Here is a 20,979-nt window from a genome sequence, read left to right as displayed (position 1 = left end):
GCAGTCAAGGATGAATAGAAGTTCTAAGTTGTTTGGCGCCAGCCTGCTGGCGCTTGCAGTCAGCGGATGTGCAGTCACCAGTGAACCGATCGAACGCAGCGTCAGCCAACAGCGCGCCAGGAGCGATCTGCAAAACATGTACAAGGATCAGGAGCCCCTCAGCGGTCCGCTGACCCTGCATCAAGCCATGGCCCGCGCGGTGAAGTACAACCTCGAAGGCCGGCTCAAGATCATGGAAGAGGCCCTGGCCAAGCGCCAACTCGACCTCGCCAGTTTCGACATGCTGCCGCGCATGGCGCTGGACGCCGGGTACGTCGGCCGCAACAACGTCAACGCCTCCAGCAGCCAGAGCGTACGGACCGGCACCCAGTCTCTGGAGCCATCGACCTCACAAGACCGCGACCGTGACGTCGCCGACCTGACCATGGTCTGGAACGTGCTCGATTTTGGCGTCAGCTACATCAGCGCTAAGCAACAGGGCGACCAGCGACTGATCGTTCAGGAGCGTCGGCGCAAGGTGATCAACACCATCGTTCAGGACGTGCGCTCGGCCTACTGGCGAGCCATGGCCGCCGAGCGTTTGCTCAAGCAGATCGACAGCCTCATGGCCCGGGTGGACACCGCGCGCGGCAACAGTCAAAGCATGAGCCAGCAGCGAATCGGCGATCCGGTTCAGGCGCTGGGTTATCAACGCTCGCTGATCGAAGCCACGCGCCAACTGGAAGAACAGCGTCGTGCGTTGTCGCTGGCGAAAACCGAACTGGCGACGTTGATCAACCTGCCGTTGGGCACTGAGCTGACCCTGGCGACCCAGGACGACTATGACATTCCGGAATTGAAAGTTGACCTCGCCAGCCTGGAACAGGAAGCCCTGACCAGTCGTCCCGAGCTGCGCGAACAGGATTACCAAAGCCGCATCAGCGCGGCTGAAACCCGCAAAGCCATGTTGCGGCTGCTGCCGGGGCTGGAGTTCTCGGCCGGCGGGCATTACGACAGCAACTCGTTCCTGGTGGAACAGGGCTGGGCCGACTACGGCGTGAAAGTGACGTGGAACCTGTTCAACGTGATCTCCGCACCGGCGGCGATCAACGTTGCCAAGGCTGGCGAAGAAGTCGCCGCGGCGCGCCGCCAGGCCATGTCGATTGCGGTGCTGGCGCAGCTTTATGTGGCCAACGCCAACTACCGCGAGGCGTTGCGGCAGTTCAAGACCAATCAGCAACTGTCGTACATCGACGGGCAGATCGTTGGCCAGCTGCGCAACCGTTATCAGGCGGCTGGGCTGGGTGAGCTGGACCTCATCCAGGGCGAGTTGAACACTTTGCAGGCCGATTTGCGTCGCGACCTGTCGTACGCCGATCTGCGTAATGCTTACGGCCAGATCTTTGCCAGTGCAGGGCTCGACCCGCTGCCAGATCAGGTGCAATCCACCGAAGTGCAATCCATTGCCACCGCGTTGGCCAACCGCGAATCGGCGTGGGCGGCCGGGAACATCACGACGCCGGTGGCCCATGCCCAATAACCTGCTGGCGCCGACGGCGAGCATCAGCCGCGCACAACGGGAGGCGCGCAACGGCCATCGCGGCACGGCGATTTTGCTGACCGGTTTGCCGGCGGCGGGCAAATCGACCCTGGCCCAGGCGTTGCACGCCGAGCTGTTCGAGCACGGCGTGCAGAGCCTCGTGCTTGATGGCGACGGGCTGCGGGTCGGGCTCAATCGTGATCTCGGTTTTACCGACAGTGATCGTCTGGAGAACATCCGTCGCGCCAGCGAAGTCGCGGCGCTGCTGGTGGAGAACGGGCAGATCGTCATCCTGGCGATGATCGCGCCGCTGATGGAGTTGCGTGAGGTGTTCGCCCGGCGACTGGGCGAGGATTACCGCGAAGTCTGGTGCAGCGCTTCCCTCGCCGTCTGCGAACAGCGCGATCCGAAAGGTCATTACGCCCGTGCACGACGGGGGGATTTGCCAGGTTTTACCGGCGTGTCTGCGCCGTATGAACCGCCGCCGTCCGCCTCTTTGGTGCTCGATACCGGCGCGCAATCGGTTGAGGCCTGCCTCGATCACTTGCTGACCTGGCTCGGCGAGTGCGCGGTGTTGCCGAAACGATGAGCCGACCGGCGTTCTCCCGCTTGCCGGTGGCCGTGGATTTACCGCTGCTGTTGCAGGCGTTGGCCGCCGTTGACGAGGACAGCTGGCAGGGGCATTTCAACAACGCTTATTACGCTGGCGACTGGAGCGGTGTTGCGCTGATTTCGGCGGCGGATGCGTTGACTGAACTGTCGCCGGGTCGCGGCAAACCGCTGCTGCGCGCGCCTTGGTTGCGCGATGTCCGATGGCAACAAGGTTTGCGCGATCTGCCGCTGGAAATCGTCAGCGCGCGCTTGTTGCGGCTCGGGCCGGGTGGGCAGATTCACGAACATCGCGACTACGATCTGGGCGAACCGGACGCCGATCTGCGTCTGCACATCCCGCTGGTCAGCGCGCCTCAAGTGGACTTTCTGCTGGACGGCCAGCGCATGCCGATGGCTGCCGGTGAATGCTGGTTTCTCGACCTGTCGCGGCCGCATCGTGTGGACAATCGTGGTACTCGGGCGCGCATTCATCTGGTGCTCGATTGTCGACCCGGCGCCTGGCTGGAGCAGGCGATTATCGACGGCGAATTGACTACGCCAAATACCGATGTTTTTCATGGATGCCTTGCACAGTTCAAGGCACTGGTGGAGAGCGATCCGCCGCTGTGCAAAACCTTGCAGGGGTTGCAGGACAGCGAAGCTTTTATCACCCGAGCCCTGGAATTGGCGGCTGCGCGAGGCCTGCCGCTCTCCCGGGAAGAACTGCGCGCAGCCATGCGCGACGGCCGCCGACAATGGAACCAACAATGGACGGCATGAACCTCGAAGGCTGGTTGCCGATCCGGGTCTGGCAAGAGGCTGGGCAATGGCGCGTCGACTGGTGCTGGTTCGGCGATACGCCACTGCATCAGCCGTTTTTTCGCGATGCCGTGGAAGAGGCGCTGCGATTGCCGTTCAATCAAGCGTTTCGCCGGGAAACGCCATTGTCGACCCTCGTTGACTGGCAAATGTGCAGTCCCGGTTTGGCCCCTGGCGCGTTCATCTTTCACGCGTCTCGCTGCGGCTCGACCCTCATCAGCCAGATGCTCGCACAACTCGATAACCACATCGTGATCAGCGAACCGCCGCCGCTGGATGCGCTATTGCGCAGCGACTTGCCCGCCGTCGAGCGTCGCGCTGCCATCGAAGGGTTGCTGTCCGCCTACGGACAGCGTCGGCACGGTGTCGAGCAACGTTTGGTGATCAAACTCGATGCCTGGAACATCGGTGAACTGCCGTTGCTGCGCGAATGTTTTGCCGAAACACCATGGCTGTTTCTTTATCGCGATCCGCTGGAAATTGCCGTTTCACATCTACGCCGTCCGGGCATGCACATGGTGCCGTGGATGATCGGCGCGAGTGTGCTCAATGATGAATTGCCGTTTGAAGGCCGAGAGGACTTCATCGCACGGCGGTTGGGGCGGTTGCTGGCGTTGGGGTTGGCGCACTGTCGGGAGTTTGGTGGGTTGGCGGTGAATTACAGTGAATTGCCAGATGCCATGGCGGGGCGATTAGCTGAGTTTTTCGGGTTGGATGCCCGACAGCGTGAGCAAGTGTTTGCGGCGGTGGGGCAGCATGCCAAACGGCCTTCAGAGGTGTTTGTGGGGGATAGCGATGACAAGCGTCGTGAGGCTTCGGCGCTTTTGCGTGAGTGTGTGGAACGTTGGGCGCGAGGGCCTTATGAAGCATTGGAAAAAGATCGCCGTGATAACCGCTGATTCATTCATTGACCGTGCCGACGCCTTCGCGAGCAAGCCCGCTCCCACAGTTGGAATGCGGTCCCCTGTGGGAGCGGGCTTGCTCGCGAAAGCGGTGGTCAATTCACCACAAATCTACCCGGCTAAACCTTGACCCGAGCCTGCATGATCTCCGATTCATCCCAATGATCCTGCACTCGCTCTACGAGCAACTGCACGCCATCGGCCATGCGGCTGAGCGCCAGGGCTACGGAGCGCCGTGTCCCGTCCACTTCGTCTGCCAGATTGGCCGCGATGGCGCTGATGGACAGCAGGTCTTCGGCGGCGTTGGCCAGCAGGGTTTCGGTGTTGACCTCGGGGGCAACAGTGAAGAGGTGGCCTTTGCGGTGCCTGGGCGGCTTTTCGGTGGTCGGGGGGAAGTAGTGGGCGAAGGCGCGGTCGGCGGCTTCTTTGAGTTTTTCGGCTTCGATTGGATCTTCGGACGGGGCACCAGAGTTATCTGGTGGATTAGGCGTAGGCTTGAACATAGTAGTTTCCTCAAAATGGGAAGCTGAACCAGTTCGCTTGCACGCGAATAAGGTGGCAGCTATGTGCAGGGTGCAAGACCGAGTAGGAAACCCACCATCAAAACCTCGGCAGACCCGAAGATCTCCCGCACACAGCCGCCATAAAGCGAAGACAGCGAGCACAAAGCGCCCGATGAATGCCTATAGGCTAGGAATTGATGGTGGTTTTACCCGGACTTGCACGTCCGTGTCACCGTTTATTCAGTGACAAAGCCAGACTAGACCCGGCTTCGGACCGGAACAAGTTCACCAACACCGCTACAACTTGAAGGAAATCTCCGACGCGGTTACCGGACGTTGGTGCCTGTAGGAAAGGTCAGGATTTGGACGACAAATCCGCCATCCCCTTGAGCAACTCGATCGGCAGCGGAAAGACAATCGTCGAACTCTTGTCCCCGGCAATCGAACTCAACGTCTGCATATACCGCAGCTGCATGGCCCCAGGCTGACGCCCGAGCATTTCGGCGGCCTGCATGAGTTTTTCCGAGGCCTGCAATTCGCCCTCGGCGTGGATCACCTTGGCCCGGCGTTCCCGTTCGGCTTCAGCCTGTTTGGCGATGGCGCGGATCATCGATTCGTTGAGGTCCACGTGCTTGATCTCGACGTTAGCGACCTTGATGCCCCACGCATCGGTCTGGGCGTCGAGCACTTGCTGGATGTCGATGTTCAACCGCTCACGCTCGGCCAGCAGTTCATCGAGTTCATGTTTACCGAGCACTGCCCGCAACGTGGTTTGGGCCAGTTGGCTGGTGGCCATGAGAAAGTCTTCGACCTGGATAATCGCTTTCTGCGGATCGAGGACGCGGAAATACAACACCGCGTTGACCTTGACCGAGACGTTGTCGCGGGTGATCACGTCTTGTGGCGGCACGTCGAGGACCACGGTACGCAAATCGACGCGAACCATTTGCTGGACCACCGGAATCAGCAGGATCAGGCCAGGGCCTTTGACCTGCCAGAAGCGCCCGAGCTGGAACACCACCCCGCGCTCGTATTCGCGCAGGATGCGGAAGGTCGACCCCGCCAGCGCAATCACCAGTAACAGCAGCGCAGCAAAACCCAGTTGCAGGCCCATGGTTATTCTCCACCCGGCGCCGCGTCAGCCGCGGCCACTTGCAGCAATAATCCCTTGCGTGCCACCACCCGGACCTGTTGCCCGGGGCGCAGTGGCGTGGCGCTGAGTACTTGCCACTGTTCGCCTTGCAGGTGCACCCAGCCGTTATAGGCGTTGTCGGCTTGTAACGACATCACCGAGGTCACGCTGCCAATGAGTTCGGCATCGCCACTGACGTTGTGGCGCGGTCGGGTTTTCAGGGCGCGGATCAGCAGGAAAATCAGCAACAGGGCACTGATCAGTCCCAGGCCGATCATCAACGGAACCGGCACCTCGGTATTGGTCAGAATCACCGCGCCGATCACGAACATCACAATGCCGCCCAGACCGATCACGCCGTAATTGGGCAGGGCTGCCTCGGCGATCAGAAACGCGATGCCGAACGTGATCAGCCAGATCCCGATGGGGTTGGGCACCAGCAGGACGACGGTGTCCGCCGCGAAAACCGATCCGCTCAAGGCCAACAGCAGCGCAACTGCACAACAACGAATGTTCACGTGACCCTCCGGGAGAGTCATTGATGGTTCTTTATACAGTCTAGCTGAGCTCTGAATTGTACGAATTTTGATCAGTTACTGACGTTATTCCGGCGGGCAGATTTCCCGCGCGATGGCGCCAGCGGGCCTAGACTTTTAGTGGTGAGAAAGGTTTAACCATCGTCCGCGAAACGTTGTTGCGGACACCGAGGTGCATCATGCGTATGGCAAGAACAGTGCAGGACAGCCTTAACAAGGCTCAATGCGAATTTGACGTCGTCACCCATCCGCACTCGGCCAGCAGCCTTGAAACGGCGCGGGTCGCAGGCATTCCTGCCGAACGGGTGGCCAAATCGGTGATCCTCGACGACCACCACGGCCATTACCTGATGGCTGTGCTGCCAGCGAGCCGTCACCTGGACCTGAGTAAAGTACGCGGCAGTGGCGAATGGCAGATCACCCGGGAAAGCACCCTGGCGCATCTGTTCCAGGATTGCGAACGCGGCGCCGTGCCGGCGTTGGGCGAATCCTATGGCCTGGACATGGTCATCGACCCACTGCTGACCCGGCAAAAAGACATCTACCTGGAGGCGGGTAACCACAACAACCTGGTGCACATGAGCGTGCCGGAATTCCTGAAAATGGTGCCACATGCTGAAGTGTGCGAGTTGAGTCAGTAGTTTTTGCGGCGCCAGTGATGACGCCTTCGCGAGCAAGCCCGCTCCCACATGGAAACGCGGTCAACTGTGGGAGCGGGCTTGCTCGCGAATGGCCGCGCCGCGGTCACCTATCCAATACGCGATTACAAAGGAGCCCGACATGGAATCCCCAACCCACAGCCTCCCCAACCTGTTCAAACAACTCGGCCTGCCTGACGACGCCGAAAGCATCGACAAATTCATCGCCACCCACTCACCGCTCAAACCCGAATTGCACCTGGCGGATGCGTTCTTCTGGACCAAGAGCCAGGCGGATTTCCTGCGTGACGACATTCTGGATGACGCCGATTGGGCGGAGGTGGTGGATCAGCTGGATGTGCTGTTGAGGAAGGGGCGGGGGGTGTAAAAATCTGAGCGAAATGGCTGGAATGTGCAAAAAACTTACAAGAGTTGAAGAAATCTGGGTGGATATCCAATTTCAAGTTTTTTTCTAGGTTGCTCATAAAGTGTGAATAGACCAGAATCGTGACCTGAATTGAGGTCTTAATTATGCAAAATGTTCTGGCCGACATGGCTGTCAGTGTGTCTGAGTTGAAGAAAAATCCATCTGCGGTTTTGAGCGGCGCCCATGGCGGGCCTGTCGCGGTGCTGAATCACAATCGAGTGATGGGCTACATGGTCCCGGCCGATGTTTTCGAGGCCATGATGGAACGTCTCGATGACCTTGAATTGGCAGAAATTGTTCGCTCACGTAGGCATGAAACGCCGATCCCGGTAAATCTGGATGACCTATAAGCTCGAATTCCTGCCGTCTGCACGCAAGGAGTGGGACAAACTGGGTCATACATTGCGCGAGCAATTCAAAAAGAAACTGACAGAGCGACTTGAGCTCCCGCGAGTGCCCTCAGATTCACTACATGGAATGCCTGACTGCTACAAAATCAAGCTGCGGTCATCGGGGTACAGGTTGGTGTACGAGGTTATTGATGAGCGTGTAGTCGTTTCCGTGGTGGCAGTGGGTAAGCGTGAGCGAAGCGCTGTTTATGATCGAGCCAAGAAACGCTGATGGCGTCGACCCTTTTATTCTGTCGCCTGCGCCCGCTTAGCGGCATATTCAGTTTCGATCTCTTCATTACCGCGGCCTTCGCCCTTGCGCAGTGATCGCCGTGCGGCGTCCACTTTCCTTTGCAGGAAGTTGCGGTACTGCGTTGAGTCTTCGGAATCTAAAGTACTTTCTGGTTCAGCAGGACGTTTAATCATGGTTTAAGTCTCGGTGGGTTCGCGAATTCGTTACGCAGTTTCGAATGCTATGGCGATTTCTACCGAGTCTAGGCATGGACCATGCCCACCAATTTGTTTCAAAACTTGACCAGCTTTCCCCCCAAATGCCATATTGATAGTTAGCAAACTAACAGTGTGTGCATTCCCTCGTGCCGAAGAACCTCGACGCTCTCCAGATGAACATCAGCAGCTCCATGGTGGTGGCCGCCAGGCATTGGCGCAGGATCTGCCAGACCGCGCTGGTCAACTATGGAATCTCCGAAGCCTGCGCCGTTCCGTTGTTGATGATCGGGCGTTTGGGCGAGGGTGTGCGGCAGGTGACGGTGGCTCAGGCGGCCGGGATGGAGAGCCCGTCTTTGGTGCGTCTGCTGGATCAGTTGTGTCATGCCGGCTACGTCTGCCGTACTGAAGACGCCCATGACCGTCGCGCCAAATGCCTGAGCCTGACCGAGACGGGTCGTGAGTTGGTGCAAGCCGTCGAAATCGAGCTGGTGCGCTTGCGCCATGAAGTGCTCGAAGGGATCGATCAGAGTGATCTGGAAGCAGCGTTGCGGGTATTGAGGGCTTTTGAATCGGCCAATCATCTGCCGGTGATCAACCCTTGAACGGATTTTTTACCGGCATGCCCCCGGCGCGGGACTGGTTCTACGGTGTGCGAACGTTCGCGGCATCGATGATCGCGCTGTACATCGCCATGCTGATGCAAATGCCCCGGCCTTATTGGGCGATGGCCACGGTCTACATCGTTTCCAGTCCGTTTGTCGGCCCTACCAGTTCCAAGGCGCTGTACCGCGCAGTCGGCACCCTTCTCGGTGCTGCCGCCGCGGTTTTTTTCGTACCGATGTTTGTCCAAAGCCCCTATGTGCTGGTGGTGGTCATTGCGCTGTGGACCGGGACTTTGTTGTTCCTCTCAATGCACCTGCGCACCGCCAACAATTACGCGCTGATGCTCGCCGGGTACACCTTGCCGCTGATTGCCTTGCCCGTGGTGGATAACCCGTTAGCGGTATGGGACATCGCAGAGGCGCGGACTGAAGAAATCTTCCTCGGCATCGCCGTGGCAGCGGTGGTCGGCGCCATGTTCTGGCCCCGGCGACTGGCGCCGGTGTTCAATGATTCGGTGAACAAATGGTTTGCCGATGCTTCGACTTACAGCCTGCGCTTCCTCAGCCGCAACGTGCAGCCGGACGAAGTCAGTGCGCTGCGTTCGTCGATGGTCGCGACCTTCAACACACTGGAGTTGATGATCGGACAGCTCCCCCACGAAGGCGCACGGCCGCAAACGGTGCGCAATACCAAGGAACTGCGCGGTCGCATGATTCACCTGCTGCCAGTGATCGACGCCCTCGACGACGCGCTGTATGCCCTTGAACGGCGCACGCCCGAGCTTGTGGATAAGCTCGCGCCGCTGCTGGCCGCGACTACCGAATGGCTCGGCCACAAAGACGCCGACCTCGAGCGCTGGCAAGCGCTGAAAGATCAACTTGAAGCCCTGCAACCGTCCGCCGAAGCGTTGGATGATCGCAAGCAGCTGCTGTTCTCCAACGCCCTGTATCGCCTCGGCGAGTGGGTCGATGTGTGGCAGGACTGCCGCAGCCTGCAGTACGCCATCCAGTGCGAAAGCCAGGACAGCTGGCGCGCGGTCTATCGGCACTGGCGACTGGGTCGGCTGTCGCCATTTCTCGACCGTGGGCTGATGCTCTATTCGGCGGCGTCCACCGTCACCGCGATCATCGTCGCGTCGGTGCTGTGGATTCTGCTCGGCTGGACCGACGGCGGCGCCGCGGTGATTCTGGCGGCGGTGGCGTGCAGCTTTTTCGCTTCGATGGACGACCCGGCGCCGCAGATTTACCGGTTCTTTTTCTGGACAGCGATGTCGGTATTGTTCGCCAGTCTTTATTTGTTTCTGGTGCTGCCCAACCTGCATGACTTCCCGATGCTGGTGCTGGCGTTTGCCGTGCCGTTCATTTGCATCGGCACCCTGACAGTCAAACCGCAGTTCTATCTGGGCATGCTGCTGACCCTGGTCAACACCTCGTCTTTCATCAGTATTCAGGGCGCCTACGACGCGGACTTTCTCAGCTTCGCCAACTCCAACCTGGCCGGTCCCGTGGGCTTGTTGTTCGCTTTCGTCTGGACCCTGATCGCCCGCCCGTTCGGCGCCGAACTGGCGGCCAAGCGCCTGACCCGTTTCAGCTGGCACGACATCGTCAGCCTGACCGAGCCGGCGTCGCTGGCCGATCACCGACACTTGGGTGTGCAGATGCTCGATCGTCTGATGCAGCATTTGCCGCGCCTGGCCATGACCGGCCAGGACACCGGCATCGCCCTGCGGGAAGTGCGCGTGGCGCTGAACCTGCTGGATTTGCTCGCCTATACACCGCGAGTCCTCGGCGCACCGCAAGTGCTGCTGCACCAGGTGGTGGCCGAGGTCGGCGAGTATTTCAAAGCCTGCCTCAAGGCTGGCGAACGTTTGCCGGCACCGAGTCCGTTGTTGATGACCCTGGACCGCACCCGCCGTGCCCTCAACACGGAGTGCGATGAGGGCGCCCGTCTGCATCTGCTGCATGCCTTGAGCGGCCTGCGCCTGTCGCTGCTGCCAGGGGTGGAATTCGTCAGTACTGGCGAGCTCGAAGAGCCGCTTCCCCATGGCATCGATGGAGCGCCTTTATGATCGGTGATCTGGATATCAGCGGGGTGTTCCTGCCCACGATGCTGGTGCTGATGGGCATTACGTACGTGTTGTTCCTGCTGGTGCACGGGTTGCTGACGCGTCTGCACTTTTACCGTCTGGTCTGGCACCGGGCATTGTTTAACGTGGCTCTCTACGCTTTGCTGCTCGGCGCCGTGGACTCACTCAGTCGATACCTGATGACATGAAAAAACCTTTTTTGACCATCGGTCGCGTGGTCCTGACCCTGCTGATCGTGAGCTTCGCCGTAGTCGTGGTCTGGCGCATGGTGATGTATTACATGTTCGCGCCCTGGACCCGCGACGGCCACATTCGTGCCGACATCGTGCAGATCGCGCCGGACGTGTCCGGGCTGATCCAGCGGGTCGACGTGCGTGACAACCAATTAGTGAAACGTGGCCAGGTGCTGTTCAGCATTGATCAGGACCGTTTCAAACTGGCCCTGCGTCAGGCCAAGGCGACGGTCGCCGACCGTCAGGAAACCCTGGCGCAGGCGCAACGCGAAGCCAAGCGTAACCGCGGCCTCGGCAATCTGGTGCCGGGCGAGCAACTGGAAGAGAGCCAGTCCCGGGTGGCCCGCGCCGAAGTAGCGTTGATGGAAGCCCAGGTGGCGGTGGACAGCGCCCAGCTCAACCTCGACCGCTCGACCATCCGCAGCCCGGTGGACGGCTACGTCAACGACCGTGCACCGCGCAACCAGGAATTCGTCACGGCTGGGCGGCCAGTGTTGTCAGTGGTGGACAGCAATTCGTTCCACATCGACGGTTATTTCGAAGAAACCAAACTGGACGGCATTCATGTCGGCCAGAGCGTCGATATTCGGGTGATCGGCGACCGCGCTCGCCTGCGCGGGCATGTGGAAAGCATCGTCGCCGGCATCGAAGACCGCGACCGCAGCAGCGGCAGCAACCTGCTGCCCAACGTCAACCCGGCGTTCAGCTGGGTGCGGCTGGCCCAGCGGATTCCGGTGCGGATCGCCTTCGATGATGTGCCGACGGATTTCCGCATGATTGCCGGCCGGACCGCCACGGTGTCGATCATTGACGATCAAACGCAGGAGCCCGCGAAATGAGCAGGGCCTCGGGTTTGGCTATCGCCGGGTTAGGCCTGTTGCTGTCGGCCTGTCAGGTGGTCGGGCCGGATTATCACGTGCCGGACGAGGCCGCCGTACACCGTGAAGACTTGCAGGGCGACTTGGCGGTGAACGGCAAAAATGTCGTCTCGGCACCCGTGCCCAGCGATTGGTGGCGCTTGTATCAGGACCCACGCCTGGATCAATTGGTCGAGCAGGCCATGGCCTCCAACACCGATTTACGCGTGGCGGCGGCGAACCTTTCCCGGGCGCGGGCGCAGGTCGATGAAGCTCAAGCGGCAGGTGGCTGGAGCGGCGGGGTGAAGATGGGCGCCCAGCGTTTGCAGGAGTCCGGCGAAGCATTCCTGCTGCCGGAGAAAGTGCCGGTGGCCAACGTCGGCGACATTGGCATTACCACCTCGTATCAGTTCGACCTGTTTGGCACGTTGCAGCGCGGCATCGAAGCGGCCAAGGCCAATGCCGATGCGACTCAAGCCGCAGCCGATACCGCGCGAATCACGCTGGTGGCCGATGTCGTTCGGGCCTACACCCAAGTCTGCGCCGCCAACGAAGAGCAGGAAATCGCCCAGCATTCCCTCGACCTGCAAGCCCAGAGCACCACGCTGATCCAGCGCTTGCGTGACGCCGGGCGCGGTGATGAAACCCAGGTGACCCGCTCACAAACCCAATTCAAATCCCTGCGCGCCGACATGCCGCGTTATGAGGCCGCGCGTCAGGCCGGGTTGTTCCGCTTGTCGATGCTGCTGGCCAAACCGCTGGATCAACTTCCAGCCGGCACCGACCGCTGCGCGCAGCTGCCAAAGATTGCGCAATTGTTGCCGGTCGGTGACGGCGCGACGTTGCTCAAGCGCCGTCCCGATGTGCGGCAAGCCGAGCGACGACTGGCTGCCGCGACCGCCGGCATCGGCATCGCCACCGGCGAGTTGTACCCGGACATCAGCATCGGCGCGACCGTCGGTACCGTTGGCATCCTGGAAAACCTCGGCAAACCGGCGACCAATCGCTGGGGCTTCGGGCCGTTGCTGACCTGGACCGTGCCGTCCAACGGCTCCCGCGCGCGAATCCGCGAGGCCGAAGCAACAACCCAAGGCGCGTTGGCGCATTTCGATGGCGTGGTGCTCAACGCCATCCGCGAAACCCAAACCGGTCTGGCCCAGTACTCCGCGCTATTGCAGCGTCGCGATGCGTTGGCCGACGCCGAGCAATCGGCGCAATTGGCCGCAGACCAGACCCACCGCTTCTTCCAGGCTGGCCGCGCGTCGTTCCTGGCGGACTTGCAAGCGACTCGCACCTACACCGACGTGCGGGCGCAACTGGCTTCCGCCAGCACGCAGGTTGCCATGAGCCAGATCGATTTGTTCCTGGCATTGGGCGGCGGCTGGGAAAGCGGACGAACGCAAGGCACGAACTCCGGCAAACCCTGAGGCCGTTGCTATGCTTTGATTTGATGAGGTCGCGCGTCGAACTCATCAATCAAGGCTCGCGTTGGTCATGGGGATTCCAATAATGAAAAACCCTTATGCTCCCGGCTTCTGGTGCGCTATAGCGGCATTGGTGTTGCTGTCGGCCACCTATTTCTACGGCATCATGCTCGCCCACCAGATCGACAAGGCACTGGTGTTCCTCGACAGCGCCGCGGCATTGATTGCCGTGATGGCAATCGTGGTGGTGGCCTGGGCTTCAGTCCAGGGCACGCGCATCAAAAAAAGACAGCTCGAACAAGGCAAGACCCTGGTGCTGATCTGGGACACCAAGGTCGCGCTACGCCGTGTCGAAACAGTGTTCGATCGGTATTTCTGGGGCAGTTACTGGCAACCGGGGCGTACGTTCCAGGAAGTCATGGGCGAACTGACCGGCACCCCGCTGGAAAAAAGCCTCGAAACCCTGAAAAAACAATGCCTGGCGCTGGACAAGCAAGTGGCCGAGGACGGCTGGCACTGGCTCAATAACGCCCGTGAACTCTCCGATGTCGCCACCGCCATGGCCCGTGAACGTTATCAACTGGACTTCTGCGATCCGCGCTCGGAATCCCCTAGCGGCACGGCGGTGATCAATCGCGACTTCGAAGTGCTGGTCTATACATGGACCGCACGGCTCAAGAGCTTTGATCATCAGCTTGATGAGATCGAGGTTCAGTATTCTTGAATGGGATGTTGCCTGACCTGACGCCTTCGCGAGCAAGCCCGCTCCCACATTGAATCTCAGGTGTTCACAAATTCTGTGTTCGCCACCGATCTAATGTGGGAGCGGGCTTGCTCGCGAAGGCGATCTAATGAGTACTGAAACTCTCACCCCCTGCCAGTTGTCCACAAGCAGTGGCATTCCATAGACACTCTTTCACCTTTAATCATTGGGTCGCCCGGTGCGCCTGATGCTAATCTCCATCGCACTTTTAACGCAGTCGTGACCGTAACCCGTCGGGTTCAGGGAAGACGACCACACCTTCAAACAACGGACATTGATCGGGTCATTCATGAATAAATCAGCAGGCGTGCTTCTTGGAATCGTCGTTGCCATCGGCGCAATCAGCGCTGGCGGTGCCTGGTACACCGGCACCAAGCTCGAAGGTGTGCTGAACACCTCGATCGCCGACGCCAACAAAGAGTTGCAAGCTGCGCTGGTCGGTTCCAACGGCACAGCGTCGCTGGAACTGGTGTCGCTGGAGCGCCATGTGTTCAGCAGTACCGCGCACTACCGCCTCAAGGGCGAAGGCGAGATGTTCGGTGAAGCACCGGTGGAGTTGCTGTTCGTCGATCGCATCGAACACGGTCCGCTGCCGTTTTCGCGTCTGATGTCGTTGAAGTGGCTGCCGGTCCTGGCCACCAGTCACTACGAACTGGAAAGAACGCCTAACACCGAGAAGTGGTTCGCCGCTGCCAAGGACAAATCGCCAATCACGGGCGTGGTCAATATCGGTTACGACAATGCCACCAACGGCACCCTGCAATTGCTGCCGCTGGACGTGGCGCTTGACGACAAGTCCAACCTGAAATTCTCCGGGCTGAACCTCGATGTCGCCGCCAGCGCTCAAGCGCAGAAGCTCAAGGCCGACGGTTACATGGACAGCCTGACCCTGAGCACGTTGGCTGAAGATCAGACGCCGGTGAAGGTCGAACTGAATGGCCTGACCGTGGCCAGCAACCTGACAAAAAGTACCTACGGCTACTACACCGGCGAGAACACCGTCGAGCTGACCGACAGCAAGACCACCTTCGGCGCCAAGCAGTCGGTTTTGGGTTTCAAGAAATTTGAAATGAAGAACCAGACCGAGGAGTCCGGCACCAGCGCTTCGGGGCGTGCCGATTACAAGGTGGGTGAAGTGTCCTTGAACGGCAAGGCTGTCGGGTCTGCGCAGATGGCCATGAGCCTGAAGAACCTCGACATCCCGGCAACCATGTCGTTGATGCAGATTTACCAGACCAAACTGCAACCGTACGAGAGGGCCGCCGCTGAGGCCGCCGCTGCGGGTGAACCGGCGCCACAGCTGGTCCTGACCCCGGCCGAAGAGGCGCAGGTCAAAACCGGCCTGGAGAAACTGCTGGCTGCCGGCCCGCAGGTCGCCCTGGAGAATCTGTCGTTCAACACCGCCAATGGTGAAAGCCGCGCCAACCTGGTGCTCGACCTGACCAAACCACAATCCATGGACCTGCCGCCGGACCAGTTGACCCAACAACTGATCGCGCTGCTGGACGTTAACGTGAAAGTGTCCAAGCCAATGCTCGTTGACCTGCTGAGCGTGCAGTCGCAAATCGAAGGTCAGACCGACGCGAAACTCATCGCCGATCAGGCCACCGCCACCGCCGACATGTTTGGCAGCATGGCAGTCGGTACGCAGTTGGCAAAACTGGACGACAACAACATCGTCTCCAAACTGCACTACGCCAATAATCAGGTGGAATTCAACGGCCAGAAGATGACCGTCGAAGAGTTTGTCGGGTTTGTCATGAGCAAATTCGGCGGTAATGTCGCCGTCGAGTAACACCAGGGCTTACAGACCGACGCCCGGCCTCTGCGCAACGCAGACGCCGGGCGTTTTGCTGTCTGGCGTTTGAAGTGGGGAGAGCAGCCGTCAATTCAAGTCCCGAATCAACCGCCACGCCTCATCCACCGGCAACGGTTGTTTCATCCGTTCGGCGAGCAGCGCTATCGCACGTTCTTCATCGCAAGCCACTGCGGCGACCAGCAATCCCTCCTTGCCGAACAGGCCGATAAAGGGAGGGTGGTCAGGGTCGCCTTTGAACTCGACCTCGTCCCAGGTCGCGGCGTGGCCAATGTAGTCGTAGTTTTTACCGAAGTGCCAGGTCCAGAAATAGGGCACGTCGAGGTAATGTTCGTCGCCGCCGAGCATGTTCATCGCCGCGATCCGTGCCTGTTGCTGTGCCAGGCGCCAATGTTCGATCCGTTGGGGCTGGCCGTTGAGCGGGAAGGTCGCGATATCGCCGGCGGCCCAAAGCCCATCGGTCACGCGCATCCCGCCGTCGACCTTCAGCGACTGGTCTTTTTCCAGAGGAAGGCCGGTAAATGCGCCGGTTGCCGGGCTGACGCCAATGCCGACCAACACCAGATCCGCCGGTAAACGTTGACCGTTGTCCAGGCGCACCGCTTCGACGCTGGCGGTTCCTTCGATGTGCGTTGCATTGCCATCCGTATGAAACACCACGCCATTGGCCTCGTGCAGGGCACGAATCGCCTTGCCGACGGCGTCGCCAAACTGTTTGGCGAAAGGCACGGCGTGGCGGGCCAGCACGGTGACGTCCAGGCCGTATTGACGCAGGGAGGACGCGGATTCCATAGCGATGAAACTGTCGCCGATGATCACCGCTCGTTGGCCAGGTTTTGCCGAGCCCAGAATCCGCTGCGCCTGATCTTTCGAACGCAGCACGAACACCTGCGGCAGGTCGGCGCCAGGCAGCGTAAGCGGATTGGGTGTGCCGCCGGTGGCGAGCAGGGCCGCGTCGTAGCTCAGCGATTGACCATCAGCCAGGCGCAACGTCTTGTTCGCGGCGTCCAGGCTCATCACTTCAGCGTTCATCCGCTCAATGCGCTGTTCGCGGTAAAAATCTTCATCACGCAGCGGCGGGACTTCTTCCGGCGGCATCTCCCCGGCAATCACGAATTTGCTCAGGACCGTGCGGTCGTAACCGGCGTCGGTTTCACGGTCGATCAACAGCACCCGGCCACCGAAGCCCTTTTCGCGCAACGCTGCTGCGCACGCTGTACCTGCGGCGCCGGCGCCGATGATTACAAACGTTCGCTCGTCGTCCGCCGGTGGGGTATGAGCGTCGGACATCGGCTGATCGTCGACCCAGACTTCGTCATCGCGCACTTCCAGCCGATAGCGCTTGAGGCTGTCCAGGGCCGGCGGTTCGCACAGCGCACCGTCCTCGATCCGATACGCAGCCTTGTGCCAGGGGCAGATCAAACGTCCGTGGCACAGAGCGCCGTCGGCCAGCGGCGCCCCGGCATGGGGGCATTCGCCCTGAAAGGCGCGCAGATGATCGCCCACCCGCAGCAGGACAATTTTCGTGTCCGCGACCTGGACTTCAAGGCCCCGGTTTTCGGGCACATCGGCGAAACGGGCGACGCGGTGCAGTGCCATGATCACTCTCCAGGCAAGCGTTTCACTTAAGAGTTTGGCGCTTATCTGGAGGTTCAGCCAATTCCTGCTGCCACCGAGTGAACGGTCCAGCTATAGTTTGCACGCCGACGACGGCCCCACCCGCACAAGGTGCTCCGGTATGACCCGATTGACCTCTCTGAACCCTTGGCTGGCGGCCGTTGCAGTCGCCCTTTGCGTGCAATTGCCGGCGCAGGCCCAGGAGCGTTTTACCCTGAACATCCCAGGTGTCACCGACGATCGACTGTTTACCTCGGCGGCCGCCAGCGATGCGCCCAATTGTGGTGGGCACAACCAGTCACCGGCCTTGAACTGGAATGCCGGCCCGGCGGGCACCCTCAGTTACGCCATCGTCATGCATGACCCCGATGGCGCGAAAGGCCAGGGTGTCGATCACTGGGTGCATTACGGCATCAAACCGACCACCCACCAGATCCCGGCCGGTGTCGGCGCCAAATCCGCCCTGGAAGGCGTCGGGGGCATGAACGTCAAAGGCACCACAGGTTATGTCGGTCCTTGTCCGCCGGTCGGCGATAGCGCGCACCACTACATCATCCAGATTTATGCCCTGGACCTGGCACCGGACGCCTTGCCTGCTGGCCTTACCCGCGCACAGCTACTGGAAAAGATCAAAGACCATGTGCTGAGAAACAGCAGCGTAGTGCGGCGTTATCACCGCTGAAGATTCTTTTCACTGCGGTTTAACCCGAACCTGTCGGGCTGTCCGTCTCAGAGGATGAATGGATCAATTTCCTCCTGAGGTCAGCCCCCATGTCCCTCCCTCTGCATTTCCTCCGCCCGGCCGCCCAGGGTTTCGCCGCCGGGTTGCTGCTGGCCATTGCCGGTTGCGGCGTTTCATCCAAGCCTGATTCCGCCTCGGCTGCGCCGCCGGCTCAAGGTGCGCTGCCGGCTGAAGTACTGGTGCGCAGCGAGGCTGTCATGGCGGACACCTCGATGGCCAAGCGCAGCCTCGGTGCGGCACCAGCGACGAGCTATGCGCCGATGCCGGCGGGCGAGGCATCTCCGCAGGGCTATCGGGATGAGCAGCGGGAGCAGTATCAAGCGCTGGCGGATAACCCGATTCACAGCGTGGCCGAAGCGCCCGTCTCGACTTTCAGCGCGGACGTCGACACCGGTGCATACGCCAACGTCCGCCGCTTGCTCAATCAAGGGCGCCTGCCACCGGAAGGTGCGGTGCGACTGGAGGAAATGGTCAATTACTTCCCCTACGATTACGCATTGCCCACCGATGGCTCGCCCTTCGGCGTGACCACAGAGCTGGCGCCGTCGCCGTGGAACCCGCATACCCGATTGCTGCGCATTGGCATCAAGGCCTCGGACCGCGCGGTTGCGCAACTGGCCCCGGCGAACCTGGTGTTTCTGGTTGACGTGTCCGGCTCGATGGACAGACGCGAGGGTTTACCGCTGGTCAAAAGCACCCTGAAATTGCTGGTCGATCAATTGCGCGAGCAGGACCGGGTTTCATTGGTCGTCTATGCCGGCGATTCGCGTGTAGTGCTGGAGCCAACGTCCGGACGCGAAAAAGCGAAAATTCGTACAGCCATCGATCAATTAACCGCCGGCGGCTCCACCGCCGGGGCGTCAGGCATCGAACTGGCTTATCAAATGGCGCAGCAGGCGTTTATTCCCAAGGGCATCAACCGCATCCTGCTGGCCACTGACGGTGACTTCAACGTCGGCATCAGCGACTTCGACAGCCTCAAGCAAATGGCTGTGGATAAACGCAAGACCGGCGTTTCCCTGACCACATTGGGTTTTGGTGTGGATAACTACAATGAACACCTGATGGAACAGTTGGCCGATGCCGGTGACGGTAACTATGCCTACATCGACAACCTGCGCGAGGCGCGCAAGGTGCTGGTGGATCAACTCGGCTCGACCCTCGCGGTCGTGGCGAAAAACGTGAAGCTGCAAGTGGAGTTCAACCCGGCACAGGTCAGTGAATATCGGCTGTTGGGGTATGAGAATCGTGCGTTGAAACGTGAGGATTTCAGCAACGACAAGGTCGATGCCGGTGAAATAGGCGCAGGACATACGGTGACGGCGTTGTACGAAATTGTGCCCAAGGGCGAGAAGGGCTGGTTGGAGCCGCTGCGGTATGGCAATCCTGGGGCCGCTGTTTCCGAAAAGACTGGGGAATTGGCGATGTTGCGCGTGCGCTATCAGTTGCCCGAAGGTGGGAACAGTCGCTTGATCGAGCGGCCGATCACTGACAGTGCCGCGCCAGCCAGTGAAGACCTGCGATTTGCCGCGGCCGTGGCGGCTTTTTCCCAGCAGCTCAAGGACGGGCGTTATACCGGCGATTTCAGCCTGAAGGACACCGAGGCTTTGGCGCGCGGTGCGCGGGGTGAAGATCGATTTGGTCTGCGGGCAGAGTTCGTGCAATTGGTGGAGCTGGCGCAAAGTCTGCGAACCACGACCGCATCGAACAGTGAGCCGCTTAAAGGAGGCTACAACTGAAATGTCAGCGCCTGAATCGAGCGATGAATCGCTGCTGGCCCGTTATCGCGCAGGCGACGGGCCGGCGTTCGAGATTCTCTACGCCCGTCACCGCCAAGGGCTCTACCGATTCCTGCTCGGCCTGAGCGGCAAGTCCGAGCTGGCCGAAGAGGTTTACCAGGACACCTGGCTGAGCCTGATCCGCAGCACCAGTCAGCCACAAGGCCGGGCGAATTTTCGCACCTGGCTTTACCAGATTGCCCGCAATCGACTGATCGATCACTGGCGCAAACACGGAATCCACAACCCTTTGCACGACAGCTATGACGAACAGATCCACGCGCTGAGCGATGACGCTGCTGACCCTGAACAACTGCTGAGCCTGAGCCGCGATAGCCAGCGCCTCGAAGCGGCCCTGCAAAACCTGCCCGCTGACCAGCGCGAAGTGTTCCTGCTGCGCGCCCACGGCGATCTCGACCTGCCGCAGATCGCCACCCTCACCGAAACACCGCTGGAAACCGTCAAAAGCCGCTTGCGCTACGCCCAGCAAAAACTGCGTCGGCTGCTGGCCGAGGAGGTACTGACATGACTGACGCCCGTCCTACGCCAGAAGACCAAGTGTTGAAGCACTATCGTGAACACGCGACCGGCGAACCGCCGGCCCATCTCGACGCGTTCCTCCTGGCTGCCGCACAGCGCGAAGTCCCGGTGCACAAGCCAGGTCTGTGGAAACGCTGGGTCCAGGCCTGCCAGAAACCCCGTTGGCAAGTTGCATTTGCCAGCCTCGTCGGCGTGGCCCTGATGCTTGCACTGGTGCAACGCACGGAGGAGCAACTGCCGAGTTACGACTTCGCGCCTGCACCCGAAGTGTCTGCGCCAGTCGCCAAAAAAGAAGCATCGTCATCGGTTGCGCGTTCTCTGGCTGCCCCGGCCGGCGCGATGTCCGCCCCCGCGCCTGCGGCGCCAATGGCCGATTTCGCCGCCCCAGCGCAGAGCGAATCGATCAACGCTGAAATGGCTGACGAAGCGAAGGTCAGCAAACGCTCGGCGATAGCGCCGGCAAAGTCTATCGACGATCAATTAAGGGAAGTGATCCGCCTGCAAAAGGCTGGTCAGGCTCAAGCGGCTGCTGACCTGATGGCGACATTGCACAAACGCTTTCCCAAGGAAAATCTCACAGCCAGGCTCAAGGATTTGCAGAAAAACTGAGCCGC

General features: G+C 60.4%; 24 protein-coding genes. 19 read left to right on the top strand and 5 right to left on the bottom strand.

From position 1 onward, the window contains the following. Window positions 1–10: 10 nt before the first annotated feature. Genes KGB03_RS09855 through KGB03_RS09840 form a run of 4 tightly spaced genes read left to right on the top strand, consistent with a single transcriptional unit; the run spans window position 11 to window position 3,828 of the window. Window positions 11–1,519, top strand: a complete 1,509-nt coding sequence (locus tag KGB03_RS09855) for a TolC family protein (RefSeq protein ID WP_223526934.1) — start codon at window positions 11–13, stop codon at window positions 1,517–1,519. After that, window positions 1,509–2,108, top strand: coding sequence for an adenylyl-sulfate kinase (gene cysC, locus KGB03_RS09850; RefSeq protein WP_223526933.1), 600 nt, complete (start codon window positions 1,509–1,511; stop codon window positions 2,106–2,108). The genes KGB03_RS09855 and cysC overlap by 11 nt, the downstream gene beginning before the upstream one ends. Beyond that, entirely contained in the window at window positions 2,105–2,890 is a 786-nt protein-coding gene (locus KGB03_RS09845; protein ID WP_223526932.1) for an aspartyl/asparaginyl beta-hydroxylase domain-containing protein, read from the top strand. The genes cysC and KGB03_RS09845 overlap by 4 nt, the downstream gene beginning before the upstream one ends. Then, window positions 2,878–3,828, top strand: a complete 951-nt coding sequence (locus KGB03_RS09840) for a sulfotransferase family protein (RefSeq protein ID WP_223526931.1) — start codon at window positions 2,878–2,880, stop codon at window positions 3,826–3,828. Before KGB03_RS09845 ends, KGB03_RS09840 begins: the two co-directional genes overlap by 13 nt. Window positions 3,829–3,950: 122 nt before the next feature. Here KGB03_RS09840 and KGB03_RS09835 read toward each other — a convergent pair whose 3' ends face one another. The 3 genes from KGB03_RS09835 to KGB03_RS09825 all read right to left on the bottom strand — a co-directional run bounded on the left by KGB03_RS09835 (window position 3,951) and on the right by KGB03_RS09825 (window position 5,984). Then, complete coding sequence (locus KGB03_RS09835) at window positions 3,951–4,334, bottom strand: DUF6124 family protein (protein WP_111449536.1); 384 nt, start codon at window positions 4,332–4,334, stop codon at window positions 3,951–3,953. Window positions 4,335–4,689: 355 nt separating this feature from the next. After that, on the bottom strand, window positions 4,690–5,448 hold the full coding sequence (locus tag KGB03_RS09830; protein WP_008148132.1) for a slipin family protein: 759 nt from the start codon (window positions 5,446–5,448) through the stop codon (window positions 4,690–4,692). A 2-nt stretch (window positions 5,449–5,450) separates the two neighbouring features. Then, window positions 5,451–5,984: an NfeD family protein gene (locus KGB03_RS09825; protein ID WP_111449568.1), complete on the bottom strand. Its 534-nt coding sequence runs from the start codon at window positions 5,982–5,984 to the stop codon at window positions 5,451–5,453. Between the two features lie 197 nt (window positions 5,985–6,181). On the opposite strand from KGB03_RS09825, the gene KGB03_RS09820 reads away from it, so the two are divergent. From KGB03_RS09820 to KGB03_RS09805, 4 genes are all read left to right on the top strand, one after another. Further along, complete coding sequence (locus KGB03_RS09820; RefSeq protein WP_033058638.1) at window positions 6,182–6,643, top strand: aminoacyl-tRNA deacylase; 462 nt, start codon at window positions 6,182–6,184, stop codon at window positions 6,641–6,643. A gap of 139 nt (window positions 6,644–6,782) precedes the next feature. Beyond that, window positions 6,783–7,028, top strand: a complete 246-nt coding sequence (locus KGB03_RS09815) for a DUF2789 domain-containing protein (RefSeq protein WP_008148139.1) — start codon at window positions 6,783–6,785, stop codon at window positions 7,026–7,028. Window positions 7,029–7,171: 143 nt separating this feature from the next. After that, window positions 7,172–7,417 (top strand): type II toxin-antitoxin system Phd/YefM family antitoxin, encoded by a 246-nt coding sequence (locus tag KGB03_RS09810; RefSeq protein ID WP_008148141.1) that lies wholly within the window; start codon window positions 7,172–7,174, stop codon window positions 7,415–7,417. After that, complete coding sequence (locus tag KGB03_RS09805) at window positions 7,407–7,688, top strand: type II toxin-antitoxin system RelE family toxin (protein WP_218536765.1); 282 nt, start codon at window positions 7,407–7,409, stop codon at window positions 7,686–7,688. Before KGB03_RS09810 ends, KGB03_RS09805 begins: the two co-directional genes overlap by 11 nt. Window positions 7,689–7,702: 14 nt before the next feature. Here the strand turns inward: KGB03_RS09805 and KGB03_RS09800 are convergent, their stop codons facing one another. Next, window positions 7,703–7,882 (bottom strand): hypothetical protein, encoded by a 180-nt coding sequence (locus tag KGB03_RS09800; protein ID WP_218536766.1) that lies wholly within the window; start codon window positions 7,880–7,882, stop codon window positions 7,703–7,705. Window positions 7,883–8,079: 197 nt separating this feature from the next. On the opposite strand from KGB03_RS09800, the gene KGB03_RS09795 reads away from it, so the two are divergent. The 7 genes from KGB03_RS09795 to KGB03_RS09765 all read left to right on the top strand — a co-directional run bounded on the left by KGB03_RS09795 (window position 8,080) and on the right by KGB03_RS09765 (window position 15,667). Then, window positions 8,080–8,508 carry a MarR family winged helix-turn-helix transcriptional regulator gene (locus tag KGB03_RS09795; RefSeq protein ID WP_223526930.1) on the top strand — a complete coding sequence of 143 codons (429 nt, stop codon included), beginning with the start codon at window positions 8,080–8,082 and terminating at the stop codon, window positions 8,506–8,508. Next, complete coding sequence (locus KGB03_RS09790; protein ID WP_223526929.1) at window positions 8,505–10,577, top strand: FUSC family protein; 2,073 nt, start codon at window positions 8,505–8,507, stop codon at window positions 10,575–10,577. Before KGB03_RS09795 ends, KGB03_RS09790 begins: the two co-directional genes overlap by 4 nt. Then, window positions 10,574–10,783: a DUF1656 domain-containing protein gene (locus tag KGB03_RS09785; protein ID WP_223526928.1), complete on the top strand. Its 210-nt coding sequence runs from the start codon at window positions 10,574–10,576 to the stop codon at window positions 10,781–10,783. Before KGB03_RS09790 ends, KGB03_RS09785 begins: the two co-directional genes overlap by 4 nt. After that, window positions 10,780–11,667, top strand: coding sequence for an HlyD family secretion protein (locus KGB03_RS09780; protein ID WP_223526927.1), 888 nt, complete (start codon window positions 10,780–10,782; stop codon window positions 11,665–11,667). Before KGB03_RS09785 ends, KGB03_RS09780 begins: the two co-directional genes overlap by 4 nt. Next, the gene (locus KGB03_RS09775; protein WP_218536770.1) at window positions 11,664–13,112 is read left to right on the top strand and encodes an efflux transporter outer membrane subunit; all 1,449 of its coding nucleotides are present in this window, start codon (window positions 11,664–11,666) and stop codon (window positions 13,110–13,112) included. Before KGB03_RS09780 ends, KGB03_RS09775 begins: the two co-directional genes overlap by 4 nt. An 82-nt stretch (window positions 13,113–13,194) precedes the next feature. Further along, a complete protein-coding gene (locus tag KGB03_RS09770; RefSeq protein WP_111449530.1) occupies window positions 13,195–13,833 on the top strand; it encodes an NADH:ubiquinone oxidoreductase subunit N in 639 nt (212 codons plus the stop codon). A 328-nt stretch (window positions 13,834–14,161) separates the two neighbouring features. After that, window positions 14,162–15,667, top strand: coding sequence for a YdgA family protein (locus KGB03_RS09765; protein WP_223526926.1), 1,506 nt, complete (start codon window positions 14,162–14,164; stop codon window positions 15,665–15,667). 90 nt (window positions 15,668–15,757) lie between these two features. On the opposite strand, the gene KGB03_RS09760 is transcribed toward KGB03_RS09765, so the two are convergent. After that, window positions 15,758–17,287: an apoptosis inducing factor family protein gene (locus tag KGB03_RS09760; protein ID WP_223526925.1), complete on the bottom strand. Its 1,530-nt coding sequence runs from the start codon at window positions 17,285–17,287 to the stop codon at window positions 15,758–15,760. A 139-nt stretch (window positions 17,288–17,426) separates the two neighbouring features. Between KGB03_RS09760 and KGB03_RS09755 the strand changes: the two genes are divergently transcribed. The 4 genes from KGB03_RS09755 (at window position 17,427) to KGB03_RS09740 (ending at window position 20,974) form a co-directional block, all read left to right on the top strand. Continuing rightward, the gene (locus KGB03_RS09755) at window positions 17,427–17,987 is read left to right on the top strand and encodes a YbhB/YbcL family Raf kinase inhibitor-like protein (protein ID WP_111449527.1); all 561 of its coding nucleotides are present in this window, start codon (window positions 17,427–17,429) and stop codon (window positions 17,985–17,987) included. 89 nt (window positions 17,988–18,076) lie between these two features. Continuing rightward, window positions 18,077–19,786 carry a vWA domain-containing protein gene (locus KGB03_RS09750; protein ID WP_223526924.1) on the top strand — a complete coding sequence of 570 codons (1,710 nt, stop codon included), beginning with the start codon at window positions 18,077–18,079 and terminating at the stop codon, window positions 19,784–19,786. Window position 19,787: 1 nt separating this feature from the next. After that, entirely contained in the window at window positions 19,788–20,354 is a 567-nt protein-coding gene (locus tag KGB03_RS09745; protein WP_074872463.1) for an RNA polymerase sigma factor, read from the top strand. Next, a complete protein-coding gene (locus tag KGB03_RS09740) occupies window positions 20,351–20,974 on the top strand; it encodes a hypothetical protein (RefSeq protein WP_223526923.1) in 624 nt (207 codons plus the stop codon). Before KGB03_RS09745 ends, KGB03_RS09740 begins: the two co-directional genes overlap by 4 nt. Window positions 20,975–20,979: the final 5 nt, after the last annotated feature.

The organism is Pseudomonas sp. BF-B-26 (assembly GCF_019956495.1).
GTDB lineage: Bacteria > Pseudomonadota > Gammaproteobacteria > Pseudomonadales > Pseudomonadaceae > Aquipseudomonas.
This window is presented reverse-complemented; position numbering and strand designations above follow the sequence as displayed.